General features: G+C 65.8%; 22 protein-coding genes. 7 read left to right on the forward strand and 15 right to left on the reverse strand.

The genetic code is table 11. The features are described from left to right. Positions 1-44: 44 nt before the first annotated feature. Positions 45-608 carry a TetR/AcrR family transcriptional regulator gene (locus CXQ89_RS07640; protein WP_104160843.1) on the forward strand — a complete coding sequence of 188 codons (564 nt, stop codon included), beginning with the start codon at positions 45-47 and terminating at the stop codon, positions 606-608. Here CXQ89_RS07640 and CXQ89_RS07645 read toward each other — a convergent pair whose 3' ends face one another. Next, complete coding sequence (locus CXQ89_RS07645) at positions 609-2,189, reverse strand: peptide chain release factor 3 (RefSeq protein WP_104054867.1); 1,581 nt, start codon at positions 2,187-2,189, stop codon at positions 609-611. Between the two features lie 243 nt (positions 2,190-2,432). Between CXQ89_RS07645 and CXQ89_RS18795 the strand changes: the two genes are divergently transcribed. The 5 genes from CXQ89_RS18795 to CXQ89_RS07665 all read left to right on the forward strand — a co-directional run bounded on the left by CXQ89_RS18795 (position 2,433) and on the right by CXQ89_RS07665 (position 6,542). After that, positions 2,433-2,564 carry a hypothetical protein gene (locus tag CXQ89_RS18795; protein WP_258059962.1) on the forward strand — a complete coding sequence of 44 codons (132 nt, stop codon included), beginning with the start codon at positions 2,433-2,435 and terminating at the stop codon, positions 2,562-2,564. Between the two features lie 44 nt (positions 2,565-2,608). After that, the gene (locus CXQ89_RS07650; RefSeq protein ID WP_104160844.1) at positions 2,609-3,775 is read left to right on the forward strand and encodes an acetyl-CoA C-acetyltransferase; all 1,167 of its coding nucleotides are present in this window, start codon (positions 2,609-2,611) and stop codon (positions 3,773-3,775) included. Positions 3,776-3,952: 177 nt separating this feature from the next. Further along, positions 3,953-4,438 (forward strand): nuclear transport factor 2 family protein, encoded by a 486-nt coding sequence (locus CXQ89_RS07655; protein WP_104160845.1) that lies wholly within the window; start codon positions 3,953-3,955, stop codon positions 4,436-4,438. 12 nt (positions 4,439-4,450) lie between these two features. After that, positions 4,451-5,899 (forward strand): cytosine permease, encoded by a 1,449-nt coding sequence (locus CXQ89_RS07660; protein WP_104160846.1) that lies wholly within the window; start codon positions 4,451-4,453, stop codon positions 5,897-5,899. Next, positions 5,886-6,542 carry a cyclase family protein gene (locus tag CXQ89_RS07665; RefSeq protein ID WP_104160847.1) on the forward strand — a complete coding sequence of 219 codons (657 nt, stop codon included), beginning with the start codon at positions 5,886-5,888 and terminating at the stop codon, positions 6,540-6,542. Before CXQ89_RS07660 ends, CXQ89_RS07665 begins: the two co-directional genes overlap by 14 nt. A gap of 50 nt (positions 6,543-6,592) precedes the next feature. Here CXQ89_RS07665 and CXQ89_RS07670 read toward each other — a convergent pair whose 3' ends face one another. The 14 genes from CXQ89_RS07670 to CXQ89_RS07735 all read right to left on the reverse strand — a co-directional run bounded on the left by CXQ89_RS07670 (position 6,593) and on the right by CXQ89_RS07735 (position 17,752). Further along, positions 6,593-7,192 carry a V-type ATP synthase subunit D gene (locus tag CXQ89_RS07670; RefSeq protein WP_181032260.1) on the reverse strand — a complete coding sequence of 200 codons (600 nt, stop codon included), beginning with the start codon at positions 7,190-7,192 and terminating at the stop codon, positions 6,593-6,595. Continuing rightward, the gene (locus tag CXQ89_RS07675; protein WP_104160848.1) at positions 7,189-8,664 is read right to left on the reverse strand and encodes a V-type ATP synthase subunit B; all 1,476 of its coding nucleotides are present in this window, start codon (positions 8,662-8,664) and stop codon (positions 7,189-7,191) included. The genes CXQ89_RS07670 and CXQ89_RS07675 overlap by 4 nt, the downstream gene beginning before the upstream one ends. After that, positions 8,651-10,498: a V-type ATP synthase subunit A gene (locus CXQ89_RS07680; RefSeq protein ID WP_219815574.1), complete on the reverse strand. Its 1,848-nt coding sequence runs from the start codon at positions 10,496-10,498 to the stop codon at positions 8,651-8,653. The genes CXQ89_RS07675 and CXQ89_RS07680 overlap by 14 nt, the downstream gene beginning before the upstream one ends. After that, on the reverse strand, positions 10,495-11,022 hold the full coding sequence (locus CXQ89_RS07685) for a hypothetical protein (RefSeq protein ID WP_104160850.1): 528 nt from the start codon (positions 11,020-11,022) through the stop codon (positions 10,495-10,497). Before CXQ89_RS07685 ends, CXQ89_RS07680 begins: the two co-directional genes overlap by 4 nt. After that, positions 11,022-11,249, reverse strand: a complete 228-nt coding sequence (locus CXQ89_RS07690; protein WP_104160851.1) for a hypothetical protein — start codon at positions 11,247-11,249, stop codon at positions 11,022-11,024. Before CXQ89_RS07690 ends, CXQ89_RS07685 begins: the two co-directional genes overlap by 1 nt. Next, positions 11,246-11,707, reverse strand: coding sequence for an ATP synthase subunit C (locus CXQ89_RS07695; RefSeq protein WP_104103142.1), 462 nt, complete (start codon positions 11,705-11,707; stop codon positions 11,246-11,248). The genes CXQ89_RS07690 and CXQ89_RS07695 overlap by 4 nt, the downstream gene beginning before the upstream one ends. Beyond that, positions 11,704-13,008 (reverse strand): V-type ATPase 116kDa subunit family protein, encoded by a 1,305-nt coding sequence (locus tag CXQ89_RS07700; RefSeq protein ID WP_207346635.1) that lies wholly within the window; start codon positions 13,006-13,008, stop codon positions 11,704-11,706. Before CXQ89_RS07700 ends, CXQ89_RS07695 begins: the two co-directional genes overlap by 4 nt. Next, on the reverse strand, positions 12,995-14,029 hold the full coding sequence (locus CXQ89_RS07705; RefSeq protein WP_104160852.1) for a hypothetical protein: 1,035 nt from the start codon (positions 14,027-14,029) through the stop codon (positions 12,995-12,997). The genes CXQ89_RS07700 and CXQ89_RS07705 overlap by 14 nt, the downstream gene beginning before the upstream one ends. Further along, positions 14,026-14,511: a hypothetical protein gene (locus CXQ89_RS07710; RefSeq protein ID WP_104054554.1), complete on the reverse strand. Its 486-nt coding sequence runs from the start codon at positions 14,509-14,511 to the stop codon at positions 14,026-14,028. The genes CXQ89_RS07705 and CXQ89_RS07710 overlap by 4 nt, the downstream gene beginning before the upstream one ends. Before the next feature lie 102 nt (positions 14,512-14,613). Next, positions 14,614-14,955, reverse strand: coding sequence for a hypothetical protein (locus CXQ89_RS07715; RefSeq protein WP_104054553.1), 342 nt, complete (start codon positions 14,953-14,955; stop codon positions 14,614-14,616). Positions 14,956-15,132: 177 nt separating this feature from the next. Then, positions 15,133-15,678 carry a flavin reductase family protein gene (locus tag CXQ89_RS07720; RefSeq protein ID WP_104103148.1) on the reverse strand — a complete coding sequence of 182 codons (546 nt, stop codon included), beginning with the start codon at positions 15,676-15,678 and terminating at the stop codon, positions 15,133-15,135. A gap of 7 nt (positions 15,679-15,685) precedes the next feature. Further along, positions 15,686-16,132, reverse strand: coding sequence for a peptide-methionine (R)-S-oxide reductase MsrB (msrB, locus tag CXQ89_RS07725; protein WP_104103150.1), 447 nt, complete (start codon positions 16,130-16,132; stop codon positions 15,686-15,688). Positions 16,133-16,146: 14 nt separating this feature from the next. Continuing rightward, entirely contained in the window at positions 16,147-16,638 is a 492-nt protein-coding gene (locus CXQ89_RS07730) for a hypothetical protein (protein ID WP_104160853.1), read from the reverse strand. Positions 16,639-16,693: 55 nt separating this feature from the next. Further along, positions 16,694-17,752, reverse strand: a complete 1,059-nt coding sequence (locus CXQ89_RS07735; protein WP_104160854.1) for a dipeptidase — start codon at positions 17,750-17,752, stop codon at positions 16,694-16,696. A gap of 252 nt (positions 17,753-18,004) precedes the next feature. Here CXQ89_RS07735 and CXQ89_RS07740 point away from each other — a divergent pair, with 252 nt between their 5' ends. Beyond that, the gene (locus tag CXQ89_RS07740) at positions 18,005-19,291 is read left to right on the forward strand and encodes a S9 family peptidase (protein ID WP_104160855.1); all 1,287 of its coding nucleotides are present in this window, start codon (positions 18,005-18,007) and stop codon (positions 19,289-19,291) included. The last annotated feature ends 5 nt before the right edge of the window (positions 19,292-19,296 follow it).

Consider the following 19,296-nt stretch of genomic DNA (forward strand, 5'->3'; position numbering starts at 1 on the left):
ACGCCCGGGGCAGCCACAGGGGCGAATAGGAGAGGGCAAGGCCAATGAAGACGACCAGCCAAGCCAGCCAGGGTCAGTTCGCCGAGCATGGCTACAGAGGTGCAACCACCGCCACCATTTGTCAGGCGGCCGGGATATCCTCCGGCACGTTCTTCCACTACTTTCCCACCAAGCTCGAACTGCTCGTCGCGGTCCTCGGTTCCGACGTTGATGACCTGGGTGCGGACCTTGAACGGATCGAAGCAGAAGCATCAGGTCTGGCGGCTATCCTGGCCTACGCCGCTGCGCTGGAGGGCGACATCGCCGACTCGTCCTACTCCACCTTCGTGAACGGTCTCCTTGGCGTTGCGGCTGAGCCGTCGGTGGCGGCGATTCTCTCGGCCGAGTCCGAAACCGTGCTGGCCTTCCTTGTCCGGCATGTCGACACCGGGCAGCGCGACACTTCCATCCGGCGGGACGTCAGCGCACCCAAGCTGGCGGCCTGGATTGGCTGGTTGATCGACGGAGCGGCCCAAAGCGCCGTCGCCGGTCTGCCGGAACGGCCGATCCCGCTGAGGGAAGCCATTCTGGCACTGACGAATTCAGGCACTCAAGAATTGACGCGCTGACTAGTAGCCGCGGCTGTTGGGGGATTCCGTACCAATGACGGTCAGGGAGACCTCGGGGTGGTTCTTTTCCACCCGGCGCAGCGCCCACACATCATTGAATACAGCCACGTACGCACCGTCGGTCCGCACCAAGACCTCGGCGCCGTGCACGTTGGACAGGATCTCCGCGGCGTCGGCGGTGGTGAGCCGGGCCAGCGAGTAGGAGAGCTGCTCGTAGCGCATGGGGGCGTTGAAGTCCTGCGTCATGCGGTCTTCAACCACCTCAAACTGCATGGGCCCGACGGCGGCCAGCACCGGCGCCTGGTCTCCGCGCCGGTCCGAGCGCAGCACCTGGATGATGCCCTCGTGCTCCAGCTGGTCGATGCCGCGGCGGAACTGCTTGTAGCGGCTGGGATCCTTGGACCGGGCCACGCGGAAGTGCTCGGGGCTGAAGAACGGAATCGGCGGGTACTCCACCGGCTCCTCCACGTACAGGCTGTCACCCACGCGCAGGGCGGAGGCATTGACGAGCCCGACGACGTCGCCCGGGTAGGCCTGGTCGATCACTTCGCGTTCGCGGCCGAACAGGTGCTGGGCGTATTTGGTGGCGAAGGTCTTGCCGGTGTTGGAGTGTGTGACCACCATGCCGCGCTCAAAAATGCCGGAGCAGACGCGGATAAAGGCGACGTGGTCGCGGTGGGCCTTGTTCATGCCGGCCTGGACCTTGAACACAAAGCCGGAGAACGGTGCCTCGACGGGACGGAGTCCGCCGTCCTTGTCCTCGCGGGCGGAGGCCGACGGCGCCAGATCCACCAGGGCGTCCAGGATCTGCTTTACGCCGAAGTTCAGTGCGGCGGAGGAGAACAGGATGGGCGTGGCCTTGGCGTTGAGGAAAGCGTCACGGTCAAATTCGCGGCCGTCAATGACCAGCTCTGCTTCGCCCAGGGAGTCCTCCCACACGTCGCCTTCGCGGGCGAGGGCGTCCTCGGGGCTGAGGTGTTCTTCCTTGGCCAGGGACGCGCCGGAGTTCTGCCGTTCAAAGTGGACGTATTCGTCCTTCTGCAGGTCCCAGACACCGCGGAAGTCGCCGGCAATGCCGACGGCCCAGGTCAGGGGCATGGGGGTGAGTCCGGTGCGTTCGGTGATTTCGTCCATCAGGGCCAGCGGATCCAGGCCCGGGCGGTCCCACTTGTTGATCACGGTGATGATCGGCAGGTTGCGGGCGCGGCAGACCTCGAACAGCTTCATGGTCTGTGTTTCCAGGCCCTTGGCTGCGTCCACCAGCATGACGGCGCAGTCGACGGCGGCCAGCACGCGGTAGGTGTCCTCGGAGAAGTCGGCGTGGCCCGGGGTGTCGAGCAGGTTGATCACGGTGTCCCGGTACGCGAACTGCAGCGCCGTTGAGCTGATGGAAATACCGCGGTCCTTTTCCATCTGCATCCAGTCGGAAACCGTCTCGCGGCGGTTTTCCTTGCCGTTGGTGGCACCGGCTGTGCCGATCACGCGGGCGTGCAGCGCCAGAGCCTCCGTGAGCGTGGACTTACCGGCGTCGGGGTGCGAGATCACCGCAAAGGTGCGGCGGCGGGAGGACTCGCGGACAATCGCCGCAGTCGCTTTGCCGGCCGGACTGGTGGTGGCGCTGACGGTGGGCTGAACCTGTAAGGACACTCCGCTGCTTTCACGTGTGGTGGGATGCGGCCGCAGGATGGAACGCCCGCGGCGGTGCTGTCATTAATGACAGCCTTTCCATTCTAGCCGTTCGCCCCCTGCCCTCCGGACTTGTGCAGTACCCATCCCCGGCGTTGCGGCCGGCGCTCGTCTGCCGCGCAGTTCCAGCCGGACCGGATGCGCGAGTGCCCGGATCCGAACAGCATCGGTGAGCACCTGCTCGCCTCACAAGCTTCCGGTGCGGCGGCGCAGGCGCGTCCGCAGGACGCATACCGCTGGATTGGTGCCCGCGTGGGCTGCATCACCTAGGGTGGTGGAAAACACAGCATTTTCCCGACGAAAGGCCTGTTCCCGTGGCTGAAGCATTTATTATTGACGCCGTCCGCACTCCCGTTGGCCGGCGAAACGGAGGACTGAGCAAAGTCCACCCCGCCGACATGGCCGCCCATGTCATCGCCGAAACCGTGCGTCGCACCGGGATCGATTCCGCAGAGTTTGACGAAGTTATCCTTGGCGCCATTGACCAGGTGGGTCCGCAGGCCATGGACATTGCCCGCACCTCCTGGCTGGCCGCCGGATTGTCCGAGCGTGTGCCCGGCACCACGGTGGAGCGCCAGTGCGGTTCCGGGCAGCAGGCGGTGTCCTACGCAGCGCAGGCCGTGATGAGCGGAACCAGTGATTTGGTCCTGGCCGGCGGAGTGCAGAGCATGTCCTCGATTCCGATTTCCTTTGCCAACAGCGCGGCCCGGGAACTGGGCTTTCCGGATCCCTTCACCGGGTCCACCGGCTGGGCTGAGCGGTACGGGGACCAGAAGGTCTCCCAGTTCATCGGAGCCGAAATGATGGTGGACAAGTGGGGCCTGACCCGTTCCGAAATGGAGGACTTCGCCGTCGAATCCCACGTCCGGGCGCTCGCGGCCCAGGCTCAGGGCCGCTTTGACCGCGAAATCCTGCCGCTGAACGGAATTACCGCCGACGAAGGCCCCCGGGAACCGAACCGCGCCAAGATCGAATCCCTGGCACCGCTGTCCGACGGCGGCCGGCTCACCGCCGCCACGTCGTCGCAGATTTCCGATGCCGCCGCCGTCCTGCTGCTGGCCTCCGAAGATGCCGTGCGCCGCTACGGACTGAAGCCCCGTGCCCGCATCCATTCCATTTCCGCCCGCGGGGACGATCCCATCATGATGCTCAGCGCCCCCATCGAAGCCACCCGGCATGCCCTGGGCCGGAGCGGGATGAGCCTGGACGAGATTGACCTGCTGGAAATCAACGAGGCCTTCGCCTCGGTGGTGCTGGCCTGGCAGCGGGAACTCGATGTGGACATGGACAAGGTGAATGTCAACGGTGGCGGCATCTCCCTGGGGCACCCGATCGGTGCCACCGGTGCCCGGATCATGACAACCCTGCTGCATGAACTCGAGCGCACCGGCGGCCGCTACGGCCTCCAGACCATGTGCGAGGGCGGCGGCCAGGCCAACGTCACCATTATCGAACGGCTGGATGAGGGCTTCCGGCTGTAGGACCCCTCCTGCGCGAGACGTAACGGAAGGGCCGCCGGCTGGTGCCGACGAAGGCATCAGTTGACAAGTGACTCGTGTCACTTCCACACTGGTGTTGTCTAATAAGCACCAATTGTTTACCCAGTGGCCGTGCTGTTCCCCGGCACGGCCACTGGGTAAAGCGCCGGAAGGACCGTCATGAATTCCCACCAGCAGGTCAACCAGCTGACCGAACGGGAGGTCCTCGCTGCGGCGGCGGAGCTCGTTGCCGCATTCTCCCGAACGGACACACAGGCGTACTTCGCGGCGTTTTCACCCGAGGCGACGTTCATTTTTCACCCTGAAGCGCAGCGCATTGAAAGCCGCAGCGAGTATGAGGACCTCTGGAACGGCTGGCTCGCCGACGGTTGGTCCGTCACGGGCTGCGAAAGCACCGACGCACGGGTCCAGCTCTGCGGCACGAGCGCCATCTTCAGCCATACGGTGAAAACCACCACCCGCGTGGGGGAGATTACGGAAACGCTTCGGGAACGGGAAACCATAGTGTTTACCCGCCAAGGCAGCCGCATCCTGGCCGTTCACGAGCACTTGTCCACGGCGCCTTCCGGTGCAGCGGAATCCTCCGCCGCGGCCTCGTCCTCCACCCCCGAAGCCGGCGTCGTTGCCTCCGGCACGGCAGCCTAAGGCCGGCCCGCCATGTCATCATTTGAGGCCAACGCCGGCCGCCCAGCGAAAACCGCCGCCGGAACAAACCGTCCCTCTGCCTGGTCCCGGCTGTCCCGCCGGCTGGACGAAGATTCCGAGGGCTACGGTCCGATCCGGGGAACCATGGGCACCGGGCGGATCGGCATGATCTGGCTTGCCGCCAACCTGGTGGTGACCACCCTCTTGACCGGCACCCTGTTTGTTCCCGGCGTCACCTGGCCCACAGCCGTGGGCATGATCGTACTGGGGACCGTAATCGGTGCCGCTGTTCTGGTGCTGATCGGCAACATGGGTACCCGCACCGGCCTGCCGACCATGTCCCTGTCCAAAGGTGCCTTCGGACTGCGCGGGTCTTTCCTGGCCGTGGCCGCAAACGTCGTGATCCTCATGGGATGGAGCTGGGTACAGGCCATGCTCGCGGGCGTCACGGTCAACTTCCTGGTGGAGCGGTCCACCGGATTCTCCTCGCCGATCCTGTTCTCCGTCCTGTGCCAGCTGCTGGTCGTGTCCCTGGCGATCTTTGGGCACAAGGGCATTGCCCGGGTGGAGCCGTGGCTGGCGCTGGTGATCCTGGCGATCATGGGCTACATCTTCACGGTTTCCTTCACCACCTTCCCGCTGGCAGACTTCGCTGCGATTAAAGCTGATCCCGCAGCCGGCTGGTCGGCGGTCGGGGTGCTCGACGTCGTCATTGCCACCGCAGTCTCCTGGACCGTGCTGTCCGCCGAATTCAACCGGCTGGCCAGGACACAGGCGGCAGGCGTGGCTGGCTCCGCCGTCGGCTACCTGCTTTCCACCGTCCTGGCAATGGTGCTGGGCGCCACCGCCATTGGCTATGTGGTGCTCGACGGCGGGGAAGCCGTGGGCTTTGAGCCGGCAGTCATTGTGGGAGTCTTCGGTGCCCCGCTCGCCGTCGTCATTTTCCTCTCCGTGATGGCCACCAACACGATGGTCGTCTACGGGATGGTGTCCTCGGTGGTGAACATGGTTCCGTCGCGGAAAATCCGTTTCCTTCCCACCGCGCTCATCCTGGGAGCCGTGTCGATCCTCGGTTCGACCTGGCTGGGCCTGCTGGACAGCTTCACGTCCTTCCTCACGGTCATTGGATCACTGTTCATCCCCGTCTTCGCCGTGATGATTGCCGACTACTACCTGGTGAACAAGTCCTCCTACAGCGCAGACATCCTTCGCGCCCGCGGCGGCCGCTACTGGTTCCGGGGCGGATTCAACGTGCCGGCCCTGGTGACCTGGCTGCTGGGCGCAGCCGTCTCGCTGCTGCTCACCTATGCCGTTGCCAGCCCGGTGGGGGCGACCATTCCAACCTTCCTGTTCAGCTTTGCCCTGTACTGGGGATGGTGTGCCGCAGGGGGCAGACGCGTCTCGGGTTCACCCGTGTCCCTGCACCTGAGCGAGGCTGAGCCCGAGCATGCTGGCAGTTGACCTCAGCCACCCGGTGGTCACCGGCATGCAGGTTTTCCCCGGTGACCCCGGGGTGTTCCTGAGGAACGCCGCCTCAGTGGAGCAGGATGGTTTCCAAGTTGCCGAACTGCACTTGGGAAGCCATACCGGAACACACCTGGATGCACCGCTGCACACGGTTCCGGGAGGGGCCGGGGTGGACCGGCTTCCCCTGGAGACGCTGATGGGACCGGCCCGGATTATTCCGGTGGCGGAACCGGCCGAATACGGGTGCATCCGGTGGCAGGACGTTGCCGGGAGCATGCATGGCCTCGCGCCCGGCACGATCGTCCTTTTCCGCACCGGCTGGTCCTCCTGCTTCAATACGCCCCGCTATCTGCGGCATCCGTTTTTTGAAGCGGAGATTGCCGTCCGACTGCTGGCCGCGGGCGTCCGCACGGTGGGTATGGATACCCTGAATCCCGATCCCACTCCGGCACCCGGTTCCAGCGGACCGGTGCACCTTCCCTTCCATGACGAGTTCCTGGGCGCGGGCGGGGCCATCATCGAAAACCTGACCAACCTGGATGCCGTGACCTGGACGGACCCCTGGTTTTCGGCGCTTCCGCTGCGGCTGTCAGAGGTGGACGGCTCACCTGTGCGGGCAGCAGCTTTCCAGCTCTGAGAATCGGGGGGGCTGATCCGGACCGGTGCTCCGGGAAACATGCGGCTGTCTCAGACCAGCCCGGCAGACCAGCGCAGCCGCAGGCTCTCCTCCAATTCCTGCTCGGCGATCCGCCGGCCAATCTCGGCCAGCTGATCCTGGAGCAGTGGAATCCAGCGGTTCTCCACGGCACGCTGCCGGGTGCGGGTGGCGAGCAGTTCCCGGGACACCAGGAGCAGAGCCCGTTCGGTGCCCGCCGCAGTGACCGCGGCCTGCAGGGCCTCCCGATGCGCTGCGGCGGCATAGGCCAGAGCTGAACTCCCGCCGGTCGGCGACGGATCGGGGAGCAGGCACTCGGCATCCTGCGGATAGGAAATCCCCATCGCGCCGCCCCACCGAACCGTTACCCGCGCGGGGTTATCCGGTGCTGCCTCCATGATGCGGTCATCACCATCCAAACCCGCGGCACGCTGCAGCCACACGGCCGCCCGGCGGGCCTGCTCCTGCCACGCGAGGCGGGCGGCATCTGCCTCCTCCTGCAGCCCGTCGATCGCGAGCCGGAGAATCCGCTGCTTGCGGTCCAGCAGTTCGGCGCCCCGGGTGGCAGTGGCCAGGCGGCGCTCGACGTCGGCCTTGTCAGCCCGGCTGCCGGTGCTGCGGAACCCGCTCACAGCGAAGCACCGCCTTCGGGGCCGGGCAGATATTTGTCCAGGAACTCGGCGGACAGCATGTTCAGCTCCCGCCGGGGCAGCAGCGACAAAGCCTGCCAGGCGCGTGCCATGGTTTCGTCGAAAGTCCGCAGCTCGTCCCTGCCCTGGTTGAGCAGGTCATGCTCCACCACGTTGCGGAACTCAATGTAGGCGTTATCGGTCTCGCTCAGGGCTGCCGTGCCCACCAGTTCGGCCAGCTCCGCGGCGGACCGCGCACGGGCCATCGCCGAGAGAATCTGGGCGGCCACGTCCAGGTGATCCTCCCGGGTGCGGCCTTTCCCCGCGCCGCTGCGCATCAGGCGGGACAACGAGGACAGCTCATCCACCGGAGGGTAAATGCCCCGCGCGTCGACGTCCGGATCCAGGACCACCTGGCCCTCGGTGATGTAACCCGTGAGGTCGGGAACGGGGTGGGTGATGTCCCCGGCCGGCATGGTCAGCACCGGCACAATGGTCACCGAGCCTTCCCTGCCCTGCACCCGGCCGCAGCGCTCATAGAGCGTCGCCAGATCGCTGTACAGGTAGCCGGGATAGCCGCGCCGGGCCGGAATCTCCCGCCGGGCAGCGGAGACCTCGCGGACTGCTTCGGCATAACTGGTCATGTCCGACATGACCACCAGCACGTCCGAGCCGTGGTCATACGCCAGGGACTCGGCCACGGTCAGGGCAATGCGGGGAGTGAGGATGCGTTCGATCACCGGATCATCGGCGGCGTTCAGGAGCAGCACCAGCTCACCGGCGGCGGAGCGTTCCTCCAGCCGATCCCGGATAAAGGCAATGTCCGCGTGCGTCATGCCCATGGCTGCAAACACCACCCGGAACGCCCGCCCCGAGGAGGTGGTGGCCTGTGCGGCAATCTGCGTCGCCAGGGTGAGGTGGGGCAGGCCGGGAACCGAGAAGATCGGCAGTTTTTGTCCCCGGACCAGAGTGGTCAGGGCATCGATGGCTGAGATGCCCGTAAGCACCGGATCCTGGGGAGGCTCGCGGTACACGGGGTTCAGCGGCCAGCCGCCCACCGGCATTGGCGTTCCTCCGGTCACCGGGGGGCCGCCGTCGAGCGGTTCACCGCGCCCGTTGCATACCCGGCCAAGCCAGCCGGGGCCTGCAGGAACCGCCAGCGGGCGGCCCGAGAAACGGATCTCAATGCCGCCCAGTGACATGCCCTCGGTGCCTTCGAGCACCTGCAGGGTGGTTTCATCCCCGTCCACCTCAAGCACGAGACCATGCCGGTCCCGCTGGCCGCTGACCGCAACGGTGGCGAACTCGTCCCAGCCCACTCCCTCGGCATCGCCCAGCACCAGCAACGGTCCGCGCAGCTCCCGCACACCGCTGTGCCCCACGCCGGGAATGGCGGAGGCCGGCACCCAACTGGCGGCATTGGTGTCTGTGGAGCCGCCAGGCACCGAATCTGCCCCGCTGTCATGTGCCGCCATTGATGCCTCCCGAAGATTCCCTGCCGGTTTCTGCGCGGTCCGGTCCTGCGCGGTCCTGTCCTGCACGGTCCTGTCCGACTCCGCCCAGTTGCTCCAGCTGGCGCAGAAACTCGCGTCCCTGTGTCCAGACGCCGTCGGCATCGGCGGGTCCGGTGGTTTCGCGCAGCCGCAGCACCGGTGTGAAGTCCACGCGTTCGACGTCGGCCGCCGGGACACCGCGCGCCACCAGCGACTGGCAGGTATCCACTACATCAAGCACAATCTGCAGCAGTGCCGACCCCTTTTCAGCCGATGAGTAACCGTCATTGGGGCTGAGCGCGTTCTGCAGCAGGACGCCGTCGCGCACCAGCCGCCCGCCCAGCAGCACCATTTGCTCATGTCCGGGCAGGGACGCGGTGCCGATGATCTCGGCCAGGGCGGTGAGCCGGTCCGCTTCGGAGAGCAGCAGAGTGGCCGACGCCCGGCGCTGGGCCCACAGCGGATCTCCGTTCGCTGTGTGCCAGCGGGCCAGAGCCTCGGCATCACGGGCGAAGGAGCCCCGCCAGCTGACGGCCGGATAGTGCCGGGAGTAGGCGAGGTCCCGGTCCAGCACCCACAGGGAACGCACAAAGCGCTGGGTGTCGGTGGTCACCGGTTCGCTCATGTCGCCGCCGGGAGGGGAGACAGCGCCAATGACGGTGACCGACGCCGTCGCGCCGCCGAGCGTGCGCACCCGCGCCGCCCGCTCGTAAAAGGCGGACAGTTCGCTGGCCAGGGAGGCGGGATAGCCTTCTTCGGCGGGGAGGTCGCCGTTGCGGTTGGCGAACTCGCGCAGGGCTTCAGCCCATCGGGAGGTGGAATCGGCAATGACGACGGCGTCGTACCCCATGTCGCGGAAGAACTCGGCCACGGTGACGCCGCTGGCGATGGAAGCCTCCCGGGCCATCATGGGCATGTTGGAGGTATTGGCGATGATCACGGTCCGGTCGATCAGTTTGCCTCCGGTGCGGGGGTCGTCCAGATCGGAGAGGCCGTCCAGCACGTCCGCCATTTCGTTGCCGCGCTCGCCGCAGCCCACATAGACAATGACGTCGGCGTCGGACCACTTGGCGATCTGCTGCAGGGTGAGGGTCTTTCCCGTGCCAAAGCCGCCCGGGACGGCCGCTGCCGAGCCGCGGGGGAGCGGAAAGAGCAGGTCGAGGACCCGCTGTCCCGTGTGCAGGGGCAACGCCTCGGTCAGGCGCTCGCCGAAGGGCCGGGCGGTATGCACCGGCCACTGCTGCGCCAGCGGCACCTCCACCCCGTCTACGCGTGCCACCGGATCGAGGGGATGGACGGAACCCTCCGCCAGCCACTGGACAACGCCGGCGACGGCGGGCGGCACCATCACGCGGAACTCCACGGTGCCCGCCCCCGGGACTGTGCCGATGATCTGCCCGGGCTGCACGGTGTCTCCAACGTTCACCGAAGGGGTGAATTCCCATTCGGTTTCCAGCACCGTCGGATCTTCCGCCGAAGCCTGCCGGTCCTGGGTCAGCCACAGGGGAGCGGAGGACAGCGGACGCAGCAGCCCGTCAAACACTGTTCCCAGCAGGCCCGGTCCCAGCAGTCCGGAAAGCTGGTGGCCGGACCGTTCCGCCGGGTCGCCGGACTTCAGTCCGCCGGTGTATTCATAAGCCTGAAGCGTGGCATTCTCTCCGTTGATCGCCACTACTTGGGCGGAAATCCGCTCCGGACCGATGGCCACAATTTCCAGCATGGACAGTCCCTGCAGGCCCGTAATCTCCACCAGCGGTCCGCTGACCCTGGTGATGGTTCCTGTTTCGAGGCCGGAACTGCTGCCAGCGGTGTTCACTCGGCGTCCCATAACCGGTGCACCTCCCCGGCACGGTTTTCCAGCGCTTGTGCTGCCAGCGCGGGCAGGGAGAAGTCCAGATGTCTGGATCCTGCCGTTGCGGTCACCCCGCCCTTGTAGCTCTCTGTCACTGAAGCCATGGGCCCCAGGATGCTGTCCGCCCATTCGGTGAGGATTCGCAGCAAACGCGGATACCGGGGATCACTGCGCAGCTCCTGTGCCTGTTGCTGGACTTGTTGGACCAGTTCGGCGCGGAGGGCTTCCTGCTGTGCCAGGACGGTGCGCCGTGCCTGCCGCCGGATGCGTGCGGACCGTCCGGAAGCCTCGGTGCGGGCAGCTTCGCGGCCCTGCTGCGCAGCGGTTTTCCGGATCTCGTCCGCTTCCGCCCGGGCGGTGCTGAGAATCGCGTCGGACTGGGCCCGGGCATCCTCGGCCAACCTGCTGGCCTCTTTGTCTGCTCCGCGCCGCAGGGCATAACGGAGCGGTTCAAGGGATGCTTCGGATCCCGAGGGAAGGCGGCTCATCAGGGCATCACCGCCGTCAGGGGAGAGGTGGGCTCATTAATCTGCTCCGCCAGGATTCGTGCGGCGCCCGGTGTCAGGATCACGGCAGACACGGTGTCCGGTAGGCGGGACCAAGCGGCTTTGACCTCCGCGTCACCCGTGGCCGGATAGAGGACGGCGCCGGCAAGCCGGAAACCCTGGAGCAGCGCCGGCTCCCCAAGGGCAGCCACCGTTCCGGAGTCGTTCATGCCTGCCCGATCAGGATGATCGAGATGATCAGCCCGTAAATGGCGATGCCTTCGGCCAAACCCACCACCACCATCGCCCGGCCAAATATTTCCGGCCGTTCGCTCATAGCGGCCAGGGCCGCTGATCCGGTGTAGGCCACCGCAATGGCCGCACCAATCGAGGAGCCCGCGACGGCGATCGCGGCGCCGATCAAAGCGGCACCGCTGCTGTCGCTTCCCTCAGTGGCCATGGCGACGGCCGTGGATGCGGCGCCGCCGTCGCCCACTCCGGCAGTAGCCGGTGCAGCATTCAGGGCCGCGGCAAAGAGGGCCAGCGCCCCGGCCATCAGCAGCGCGTTAAGGCCCAGGAGCGCCTTGATGCCGGTGCGTCTGTTGCGGCGCATCAGCGCTACGGCCCCGACGGCGAGCAGGACAACAAGGATAAGGACCAGCGGAAGGCCGGCAAACCAGGGGCTCATGGGTGACGCCTTTCAGCTGGGGATGCAGATTCGTCGGTGTCGGGATTCCAGGGCCGGAAGCGCCGGCCTTCTTCCTGGAAGACACGGGAAAACAGTTCGTAATACTCAAGCCTCAGGGCCTGGATCCCGGCCACCAGTCCCTCAAGGGCGAAGGTGAGGATGTTGCCGAGAAGGAAAACCAGGACGGCCAAAACCGCCCGCCAATCCGGGGCCCACAAAGCGGTGGTAGCCTGCCACACCACTCCCAGGAGGGCCGCATGGGTGAGCCCGAAGGCCGCCAAGCGGGCAAAGGAGACCAAGTTGGAGCCCAGCTGGACCACGCTGTCGACCAGCTCCACGCTTGCCTGCAGCCCGCCCGTCGCGCCGCCGCCGGACTCGGTGAACAGTCCGATGAACATGAGCACCAGGGCAATCAGCGCGGCCACCCCGGCGATCACCAGAATCACGGTATTGGACGCGAGCAACCCCCACGCCAGCAGGCCGATGGCGGCGAACAGAAGTGCTCCGGCCAGCCCGGACCGTGCGTACAGGGCGTAGCCCCAACCGCCTTCACGAACGCGGTTGATGGTGCCCAGGGTGTAGGCCCCGGCCAGCAATACTGCACCGAGCACAACGGCGGCAACCAGCAGCGGAATGGGCTCCTCCAGCGGTTCCAGCCACAACACCGGGATAACGCCGGTGGGCCCGAAGAATTCGCCGTAGAGGAAGCCGAAGAACACAGCGGACAGTCCGGCGCCGGTGATGAAGAGCCAGGTCCGGCGGAACCGTTCCAGCCAGGGAACCTTCAGGAACCGGATCAGCAGCCCGGCGATGGCCAGCAGGGCACCCTGTCCGGCGTCCCCGAACATCACTCCGAACATGACCACGTAGGCCACCCCGGCGAGCCGGGCCGGATCAAGATCCGCGTACGGCACAGTGGTGTAGGTGTCCACAAGCAGGCGGGACAGTGCGGGCACCTGGCGGCGGCGCCGCTCGTCGCCGGTCAGCAGTGTAGGCGGCTGCGCACCCTGCGGCCTCCGGATGACGACGGCGGAAGCTCCGTGCGGTTCCAGCGCCGACTGAAGGTCCCGCAGGGCCCGCGACGGCGACCAGCCCACCAGGCCCGCCACGGGACCGTGGACGACGGCGGCTTCCGCTGCCCGGTTGTACTCTTCCGGTCCGGTCCCCGGTTCATACGGCAGATCAAGTTCCACGGCTTTGCTGCGGGCCACCTCGGTCAGCATTTCGTGCCGGGCCTGAAGCGGGGCAACCAGTGCCACCCGCTCCATCCGCACCGGGCTCAGGGTTTCACGCCACGGCATCGAGCACCTCGCTGTTTCCGGCGTTCACCGCGGCAGCAGCCAGTGCTGCCCGCACACGCCAAGCATCCACGGCCAGTACCGCCATGGCACCCAGAACAACGTCAGGACCTGGCAAACCTGCCCGCAACAGATGAAACCCGTCCATTTCCACCCGTGCCGCCAGCAGCGCTTCACCGCGCCAGAGTTCGGTGGGGATCTGCAGTGAGTCCAGCGCCTGCGCCGGTCCCGGGGGAAGGACGGCGCGCAGGGCATCAGGGTTGTCGGCGCCCACCCAGCCGGTTCCAATCAGCGGCCGCAGCAGCGACAGCAGCCGCTCTCCGGGGGAGGACCTGTCAATAAAGACCAGCCGGGCACAGAGCAGGGCAGCTGCTGAAGCAGCCCAGGAACGTGCCGGCGGTGCCTCGTTGGCAAGCCGCCGGAGCCAGACCATGGTGAGGGCATCGGACAGTGCAGCGTCCTGCCCGGGATCGCCCCACGGGGAAGAACTCAGCGCGGACCGCAGCTCTTCCACGGTGCCGGCTGTTTGAAGCCGGGGCCATGCTGTTGCCAGCCCGCCGAGGTCAAAGGGCTGAAAGTCCTCGCCGGACCTGGAACCGCGACTGGCACCTGCCCCGGTGTCCGGGCTTGACCCGGTACCTGTGCCTGCTCCGGTACCCGTGCTTGAGTTCGGGATGTCCTGACGCGTTTGGGCGGTCTGTTCCCGCCGCAGCTTAAGCTCCAGAGACAAAATGTTGTCGGCTTCGAACACGGCAGCGGCAGAACGAACCAGCCGCGCACCTCCGGCCGGGAGCCAGCCGGCAAGGACCCTCAACTGCCACAGGACTGTCCTGCGCGTGGCACGCTGTGCCTGGGCCAATGTCTGAACAAGCTCCAGCTCATCCGCATAGGCTGTAACGGCAAGACGGTCCAGGGCGGCCTGCAGATCCGGCGAGGCGGCGATCCCGCGGCAGGTCCCTGCGCCGACGCGGCGCTGGGCCATGGACCGCGCGCGAACGGAGGCCGCGACCCAATCTGACCTCATGGTGCTGCGTCATTTCCGTGCTTATCGGTGTCCGCGGCATTTGCCTGATCTGCGCCGGAGCCAAGCAGATCGGAAACCAAATCCGCCACAATGGCAGCAGCCAACTGCGGCACGCGGGATTCACCCCGGCGTTTCAGTGCCGCTGCCTCTTCCTTTGCCTGGCCGAGCATCTGCTCATCGGAGGCAACAGCTTCCCGGGAAACGGCTGCTGCGGCGTTGGCGCGGACAGCGCCGCTGTCCATCCGGGCCTGTTCCACCATGGCTGCAGCCTGGGTTCGTGCCTGGGCAACCGTATCTGCTGCCCTCGCGGTCGCCGAGTCCACCAGAATCCTGCCGTCGCGGATGGTTGGGTCCAGCGCCTCAAAGACCGGTACAAGTTCGGCTTCGGGGCCCTGATCATCGCCGGCGGGTACTCCGGAAGGGCCTGCAGGGCCGGGTGCTCCCACAGGCCGGAACCGATCGAGCAAGCTGTTGCGTGCCATTCATGCACCTCCTGGGAAGCAGTAGTGCTGCGTGTTCCTCGAAGCGGACCGGGCCTGTCGGCATAACGGCCGGAAGCGGGTGGTTGAGGCGAACTTTTTTCGCTAACCCCCGGGGGCGCCGTCGCCGTCTCCGGTTGCCTCAGCTTCGGAAGCCTCGCCGTGCTGGACAATGTCACCGTCCGTAAACAGGATTCCCCGTGCAATTTGCCGCCACAACGGGGTCCGGCGCAGCAGGAATTCGAGTTCCATGCTGAAGTGCTTGAACTCTTCGCCCAGGGAGTCGTGCATGATGGCGCGGGACTCGGCGTCGGGCTCAACAGCCATGCGCTGGACGTACCAGCCAATGGCTTCAGCTTCCTCGCTCAGGCTGGCGCACATTCGGGCGAAGGTCCTGGTTTCAGCAGGAAGTTCCGATGGCGGCTCGTGGTACTGCTCTGTGCCCATGCTCGTCTCCTGGTGTGGCCGGGATGCGGCCATGGTTCCGGCTCGGTCGCGTTATGTCCTGTCCTTCGAGGTTACGGTTGGGTCTGCGGGGAAACAATGGTCGGCCCTTCGGCCTCCTTGGATAGCATGCAAAAGGCCCGGATGCAGCGTGCATCCGGGCCTTGGGAAGCGGTCGGGTCAGGCGAGCCGCCCGTAAGCGGACGCGAAATGCACCAGGGGATCAGCCTCGTCGTCGGCCGAAGCACGCCGTCCCATCGCCGCCACTTCACCCACCACCAACTGGTGAGTGGCCGCCGTCGTCACCTGCGTGGTGCGGACCTCGAACCAGGCGATGCATCCTTCTATAACGGCGGCTCCGGTGACGGGTCCGCGGCCGTAGTCAACCTGGCTGAGCAGTCCTTCCAACGGAGATCCGGGACTTGCCAGCCAATTTGCCGTGCCGCGCTGGCGGGCGGAGAGCAGGCTCAGCGCCCAGGTTCCGCTGTCCACCACGGCCTCGGCGATCCGCGACTCTGCATAAAGACTCACCAGCAGCGTTGGCGGGTCGTAGGAAACCGAAAGGAAACCGCTCACCGTCGCGGCGTAGTCCCGGCCCCGCAGCCGGGTGGAAACCACAGCCACGCCGGAGGCAATATCAGCGCTGAGCAACCGGTAGCTGTCGATCGCCTCGTCGGTAACTTCCGCGGAGGGAATCAGCTCTCCCGGGAAGACGCCGTGCTCCACGGTGGAGTTACTTGGCGCCGTCTGCGGAGGCGGACTCCGACGGAACCAGCTTCACGGAGACGGAGTTGATGCAGAAGCGCTGATCGGTGGGCGTGTCAAAGCCTTCACCCTCGAACAGGTGGCCCATGTGGGAGTCACAGTTGGCGCAGCGGACCTCGATCCGGTCCATGCCCATGCTGCGATCATGAAGGTAGCGGACCTTGCCTTCTGACAACGGGGCAAAGAAGGACGGCCAGCCGCAGTGCGAATCGAACTTTTCACTCGAGGTAAACAGTTCGCTTCCGCAGGCCCGGCACTGGTAGACGCCGGCAGTCTTGGTGTCCCAGTACTCGCCGGTGTACGGGCGCTCGGTTCCGGCCTTCCGTAGGACCTGGTACTCCTCGGGGGTCAGTTCCTCACGCCACTGGTCATCTGTTTTTTGCACGGGCACGGTTCCAGTAGTCTCTTTCGTCATATCCGGGTCAACGCTTAAGAGCCGCCAATAAATCCCGAGCCCGAGTAGAGGTGCAGCACCGGCACCCCCAAGCGCTCCTGGGCTTCGTTCGCCCAATCGGTCCGGAACGTGTCCTCTACGGCGTGCGGCGTGGTGATCACGACAACCTGCTGTGCATTCGTTGCCTTCGCCGCGGCAACCACTGCCTGAACCGGGTCCTCTCCCGTCACTGAGCCGCCGGCTTCCAGGCCCGACGACGCCAGCAGTGCCAGCGATTCGCTCAGCTGAACTTCGGCAGCCTTTGTCTCCTGGTCCTTCGTGGGTTTTCCACCGGTCAGGTCTCGGAATGCTTCTGCAAACTGAAGCAGGCTCAGGTTGTCCAACACATCAACGAGCAGGTTGCGTCCGGTATCGGCCGGGACCAGCACCTCAAAGCGGGCCGGGTTGTCCTGGACCAGATACCGCAGGTTGGTGATGTCCACTTCATTGAGGGACTCTTCGGTCAGCACCACGATTGTTGCAGTCATGCGGCCAGCTTACGTGATGAAAAATGCCTGGCCGGGGACTCCTGACACTCTGCAGTCATCCGGCGCCGGATCCGGTCTGCAGGAAAGAGCGGTAGTCCTCATCTGCACTTTCGAGGACCCGCAGGATGTTTTCAGAGGCAAGTTTGTTGAGGTCATCGTTATGCCAGCCGCGGCGTGAAAGTTCAGCGAAGAGGTTCGGATAACCGGCAACCGTGTCCAGCCCTTCCGGCATCACATCCGAGCCGTCAAAGTCCCCGCCAAGACCAACACCGTCGATCCCGGCCACGGACCGCACATGGTCAACATGGTCTGCGACGGCACGGACATCCACCGGCGGCATCGGGCCTTCCTTGCCGCCGATCGACCAGGCACTGCGTTCCGCACTCATAAACGACGGCACGAAGGTGACCATGTGAACACCACCGGTCTCTGCCACGCGCCGGATTACGTCGTCGGGGACGTTGCGCGGATGGGGATTGACTGCGTAGGCTCCGGCATGGCTGTTGATGACGGGCCTGGTCGAGACGTCCAAGGCATCGTGCATAGTCTTGACGGAGGTGTGGGCCAGATCCACCAGCATGCCGATCCGGTTCATTTCGGCAATCACTTCCCGGCCGAATCCGGTGAGCCCGTTGTTGACCGGGTCGCCGGTGGCAGAATCGGCCCAGCTGCTGCTGGAGGTCCATGTCAGGGTCAAGTAGCGGGCACCCAGGCGCGCGTAACTGCGCAGCACGGCGAGTGACCCGTTGATCTGGCCGCCGCCTTCGACCCCGATCAACGAGGCAATGAGGCCGTCCTTCATGCTCCGGCGGACGTCGTCTGCCGTAGACGCGAGACGAAACGTTTCGGGATACCGGGCAGCCATGCGGTGCACAAAGTCGATCTGTTCCAGCGTCGCCTGGACCGAGTCGGCACCTTCGATGGCGCTGTGAACCCACACCGACCAGAACTGTCCCGCAACACCGCCGTTCCGGAGGGCCGGAATATCGGTGTGCAGGCTGAGCTTGTCCTCTTCCATTCCCTCCACGGAGTATCCGCGCGCAGTGCGTGCCGTCCAGGGAAAATCATTGTGCCCGTCAATGACGGGAATGGGTGGCAGGCGGTTGGTGCTCATGGGTGGCTCCCTGCTTGGTGGGACCGGTTTACGGATACTGCGGAGCGTAGTGCCTGTCCTCACCAGTTGCATCCGAGGCCAAGGTGAAAATTGGCGGGGCAGGAAAGCAACCGGTCGCGGCCCGATGAGCGCCGGGAGGGTTTCCGGCATTTTGCAGCTGCTTTAGGCAGGACGGTGTGGCGCCAGCGACATTTGGCCGTTCCGCGGCATGGGTGCGCAGCGGCACGGGGAAGCATCGGTAAGAATGGATGTATGCCTATCTCGATCCCCGCCCTTTCGTTCCCGGCTGTCTCCGACGTTCCTGCACCTCCAACCGGAATTTCCGCCCCGTGGATCAAGTGGACGGCATTCGGTGCCGGGGTGGGCGCGGCTGCAACCACGGCACTTTTCGCCGCGACGTCGGGCCTTGGTGTCTATTTCGCCCGGCAGGTGGTCACCCCTCGCCGCACCCGGGACGCCAATCTGGAGATCCTGGCCGTGTTTGATTCGGAGCACGGCAAGCAGATCATTCTGCCGGCCAATGAGGACACCACGGTGGACGGAACCTACAGCCTGTATTTCGACGGCGGTGAGGGCCACGCGCGGATAGGTACCATCCGTTCCTACGTGCCGCGTGAAGGAACCGTCCAGCGCGACGTCGAAGAAATCTACAGCGGAGATCTTGCCAAAGCCGTGCGGGGCTGGTGGAGCGGTGCCATCTATCCCTCGCCCGCCGCCGTCGGCCTGGCCGAGGAGGAAGTCCAGGTTCCCGTGGACGGGGGCATGGCACCGGCCTGGCTGGTCCGGGCTGATCAGGAAGCCGCCACCTGGGCCATCATGGTGCACGGCCGCGGTGCGCAGCGGACCGAATGCCTGCGCGCAGTGCGCACCGCCCGTGCGGCGGGCCTGACGAGCCTGCTCATTTCCTACCGGAACGACGGCGAAGCGCCCTTTGCGTCCGACGGCCGGTATGGCCTGGGCCTGACAGAGTGGCACGACGTCGAAGCCGCCATCCGTTACGCCCTGGACCACGGTGCCAAGGACGTGGTTTTGTTCGGGTGGTCGATGGGAGGAGCCATCAGCCTGCAGGCCGCGGACCGGTCTCCGTTGAGCCGGCATATCCGCGCTCTGGTACTGGACGGTCCGGTCATCAACTGGGTTGACGTGCTGGCCCACCATGCCCGTCTCAACCGAATCCCGGCGCAGGCCGGACGGCTGGGCCAGTGGCTGATCTCCAATACGGCAGGCCGGGCGCTGACAGGTCTTGCCGCACCGCTGGACCTCAAGAGCATGGACTGGGTTTCCCGGGCGGACGAGCTCCGGATTCCCACTCTGATTCTGCACAGCGAGGACGACGAGTTTGTTCCCTGCGGTCCGTCTGCGGAGCTGGCCGAGAAGAATCCCGGAGTGGTCACGTTTGAGCGCTTTTCCAAGGCCGGCCACACCAAGGAGTACAACGTGGATCCCGAGCGCTGGGAAACCACCGTGTCGGTATGGCTCAACAACATCCTGGGCCGTACCCGGCATCCGGCTGTGCGCCGTGCGGAGGAACGGGGTTAAGGGCC

The sequence above is a fragment of the Arthrobacter sp. ZGTC212 genome (assembly GCF_002929255.1).
GTDB lineage: Bacteria > Actinomycetota > Actinomycetes > Actinomycetales > Micrococcaceae > Arthrobacter_B > Arthrobacter_B sunyaminii.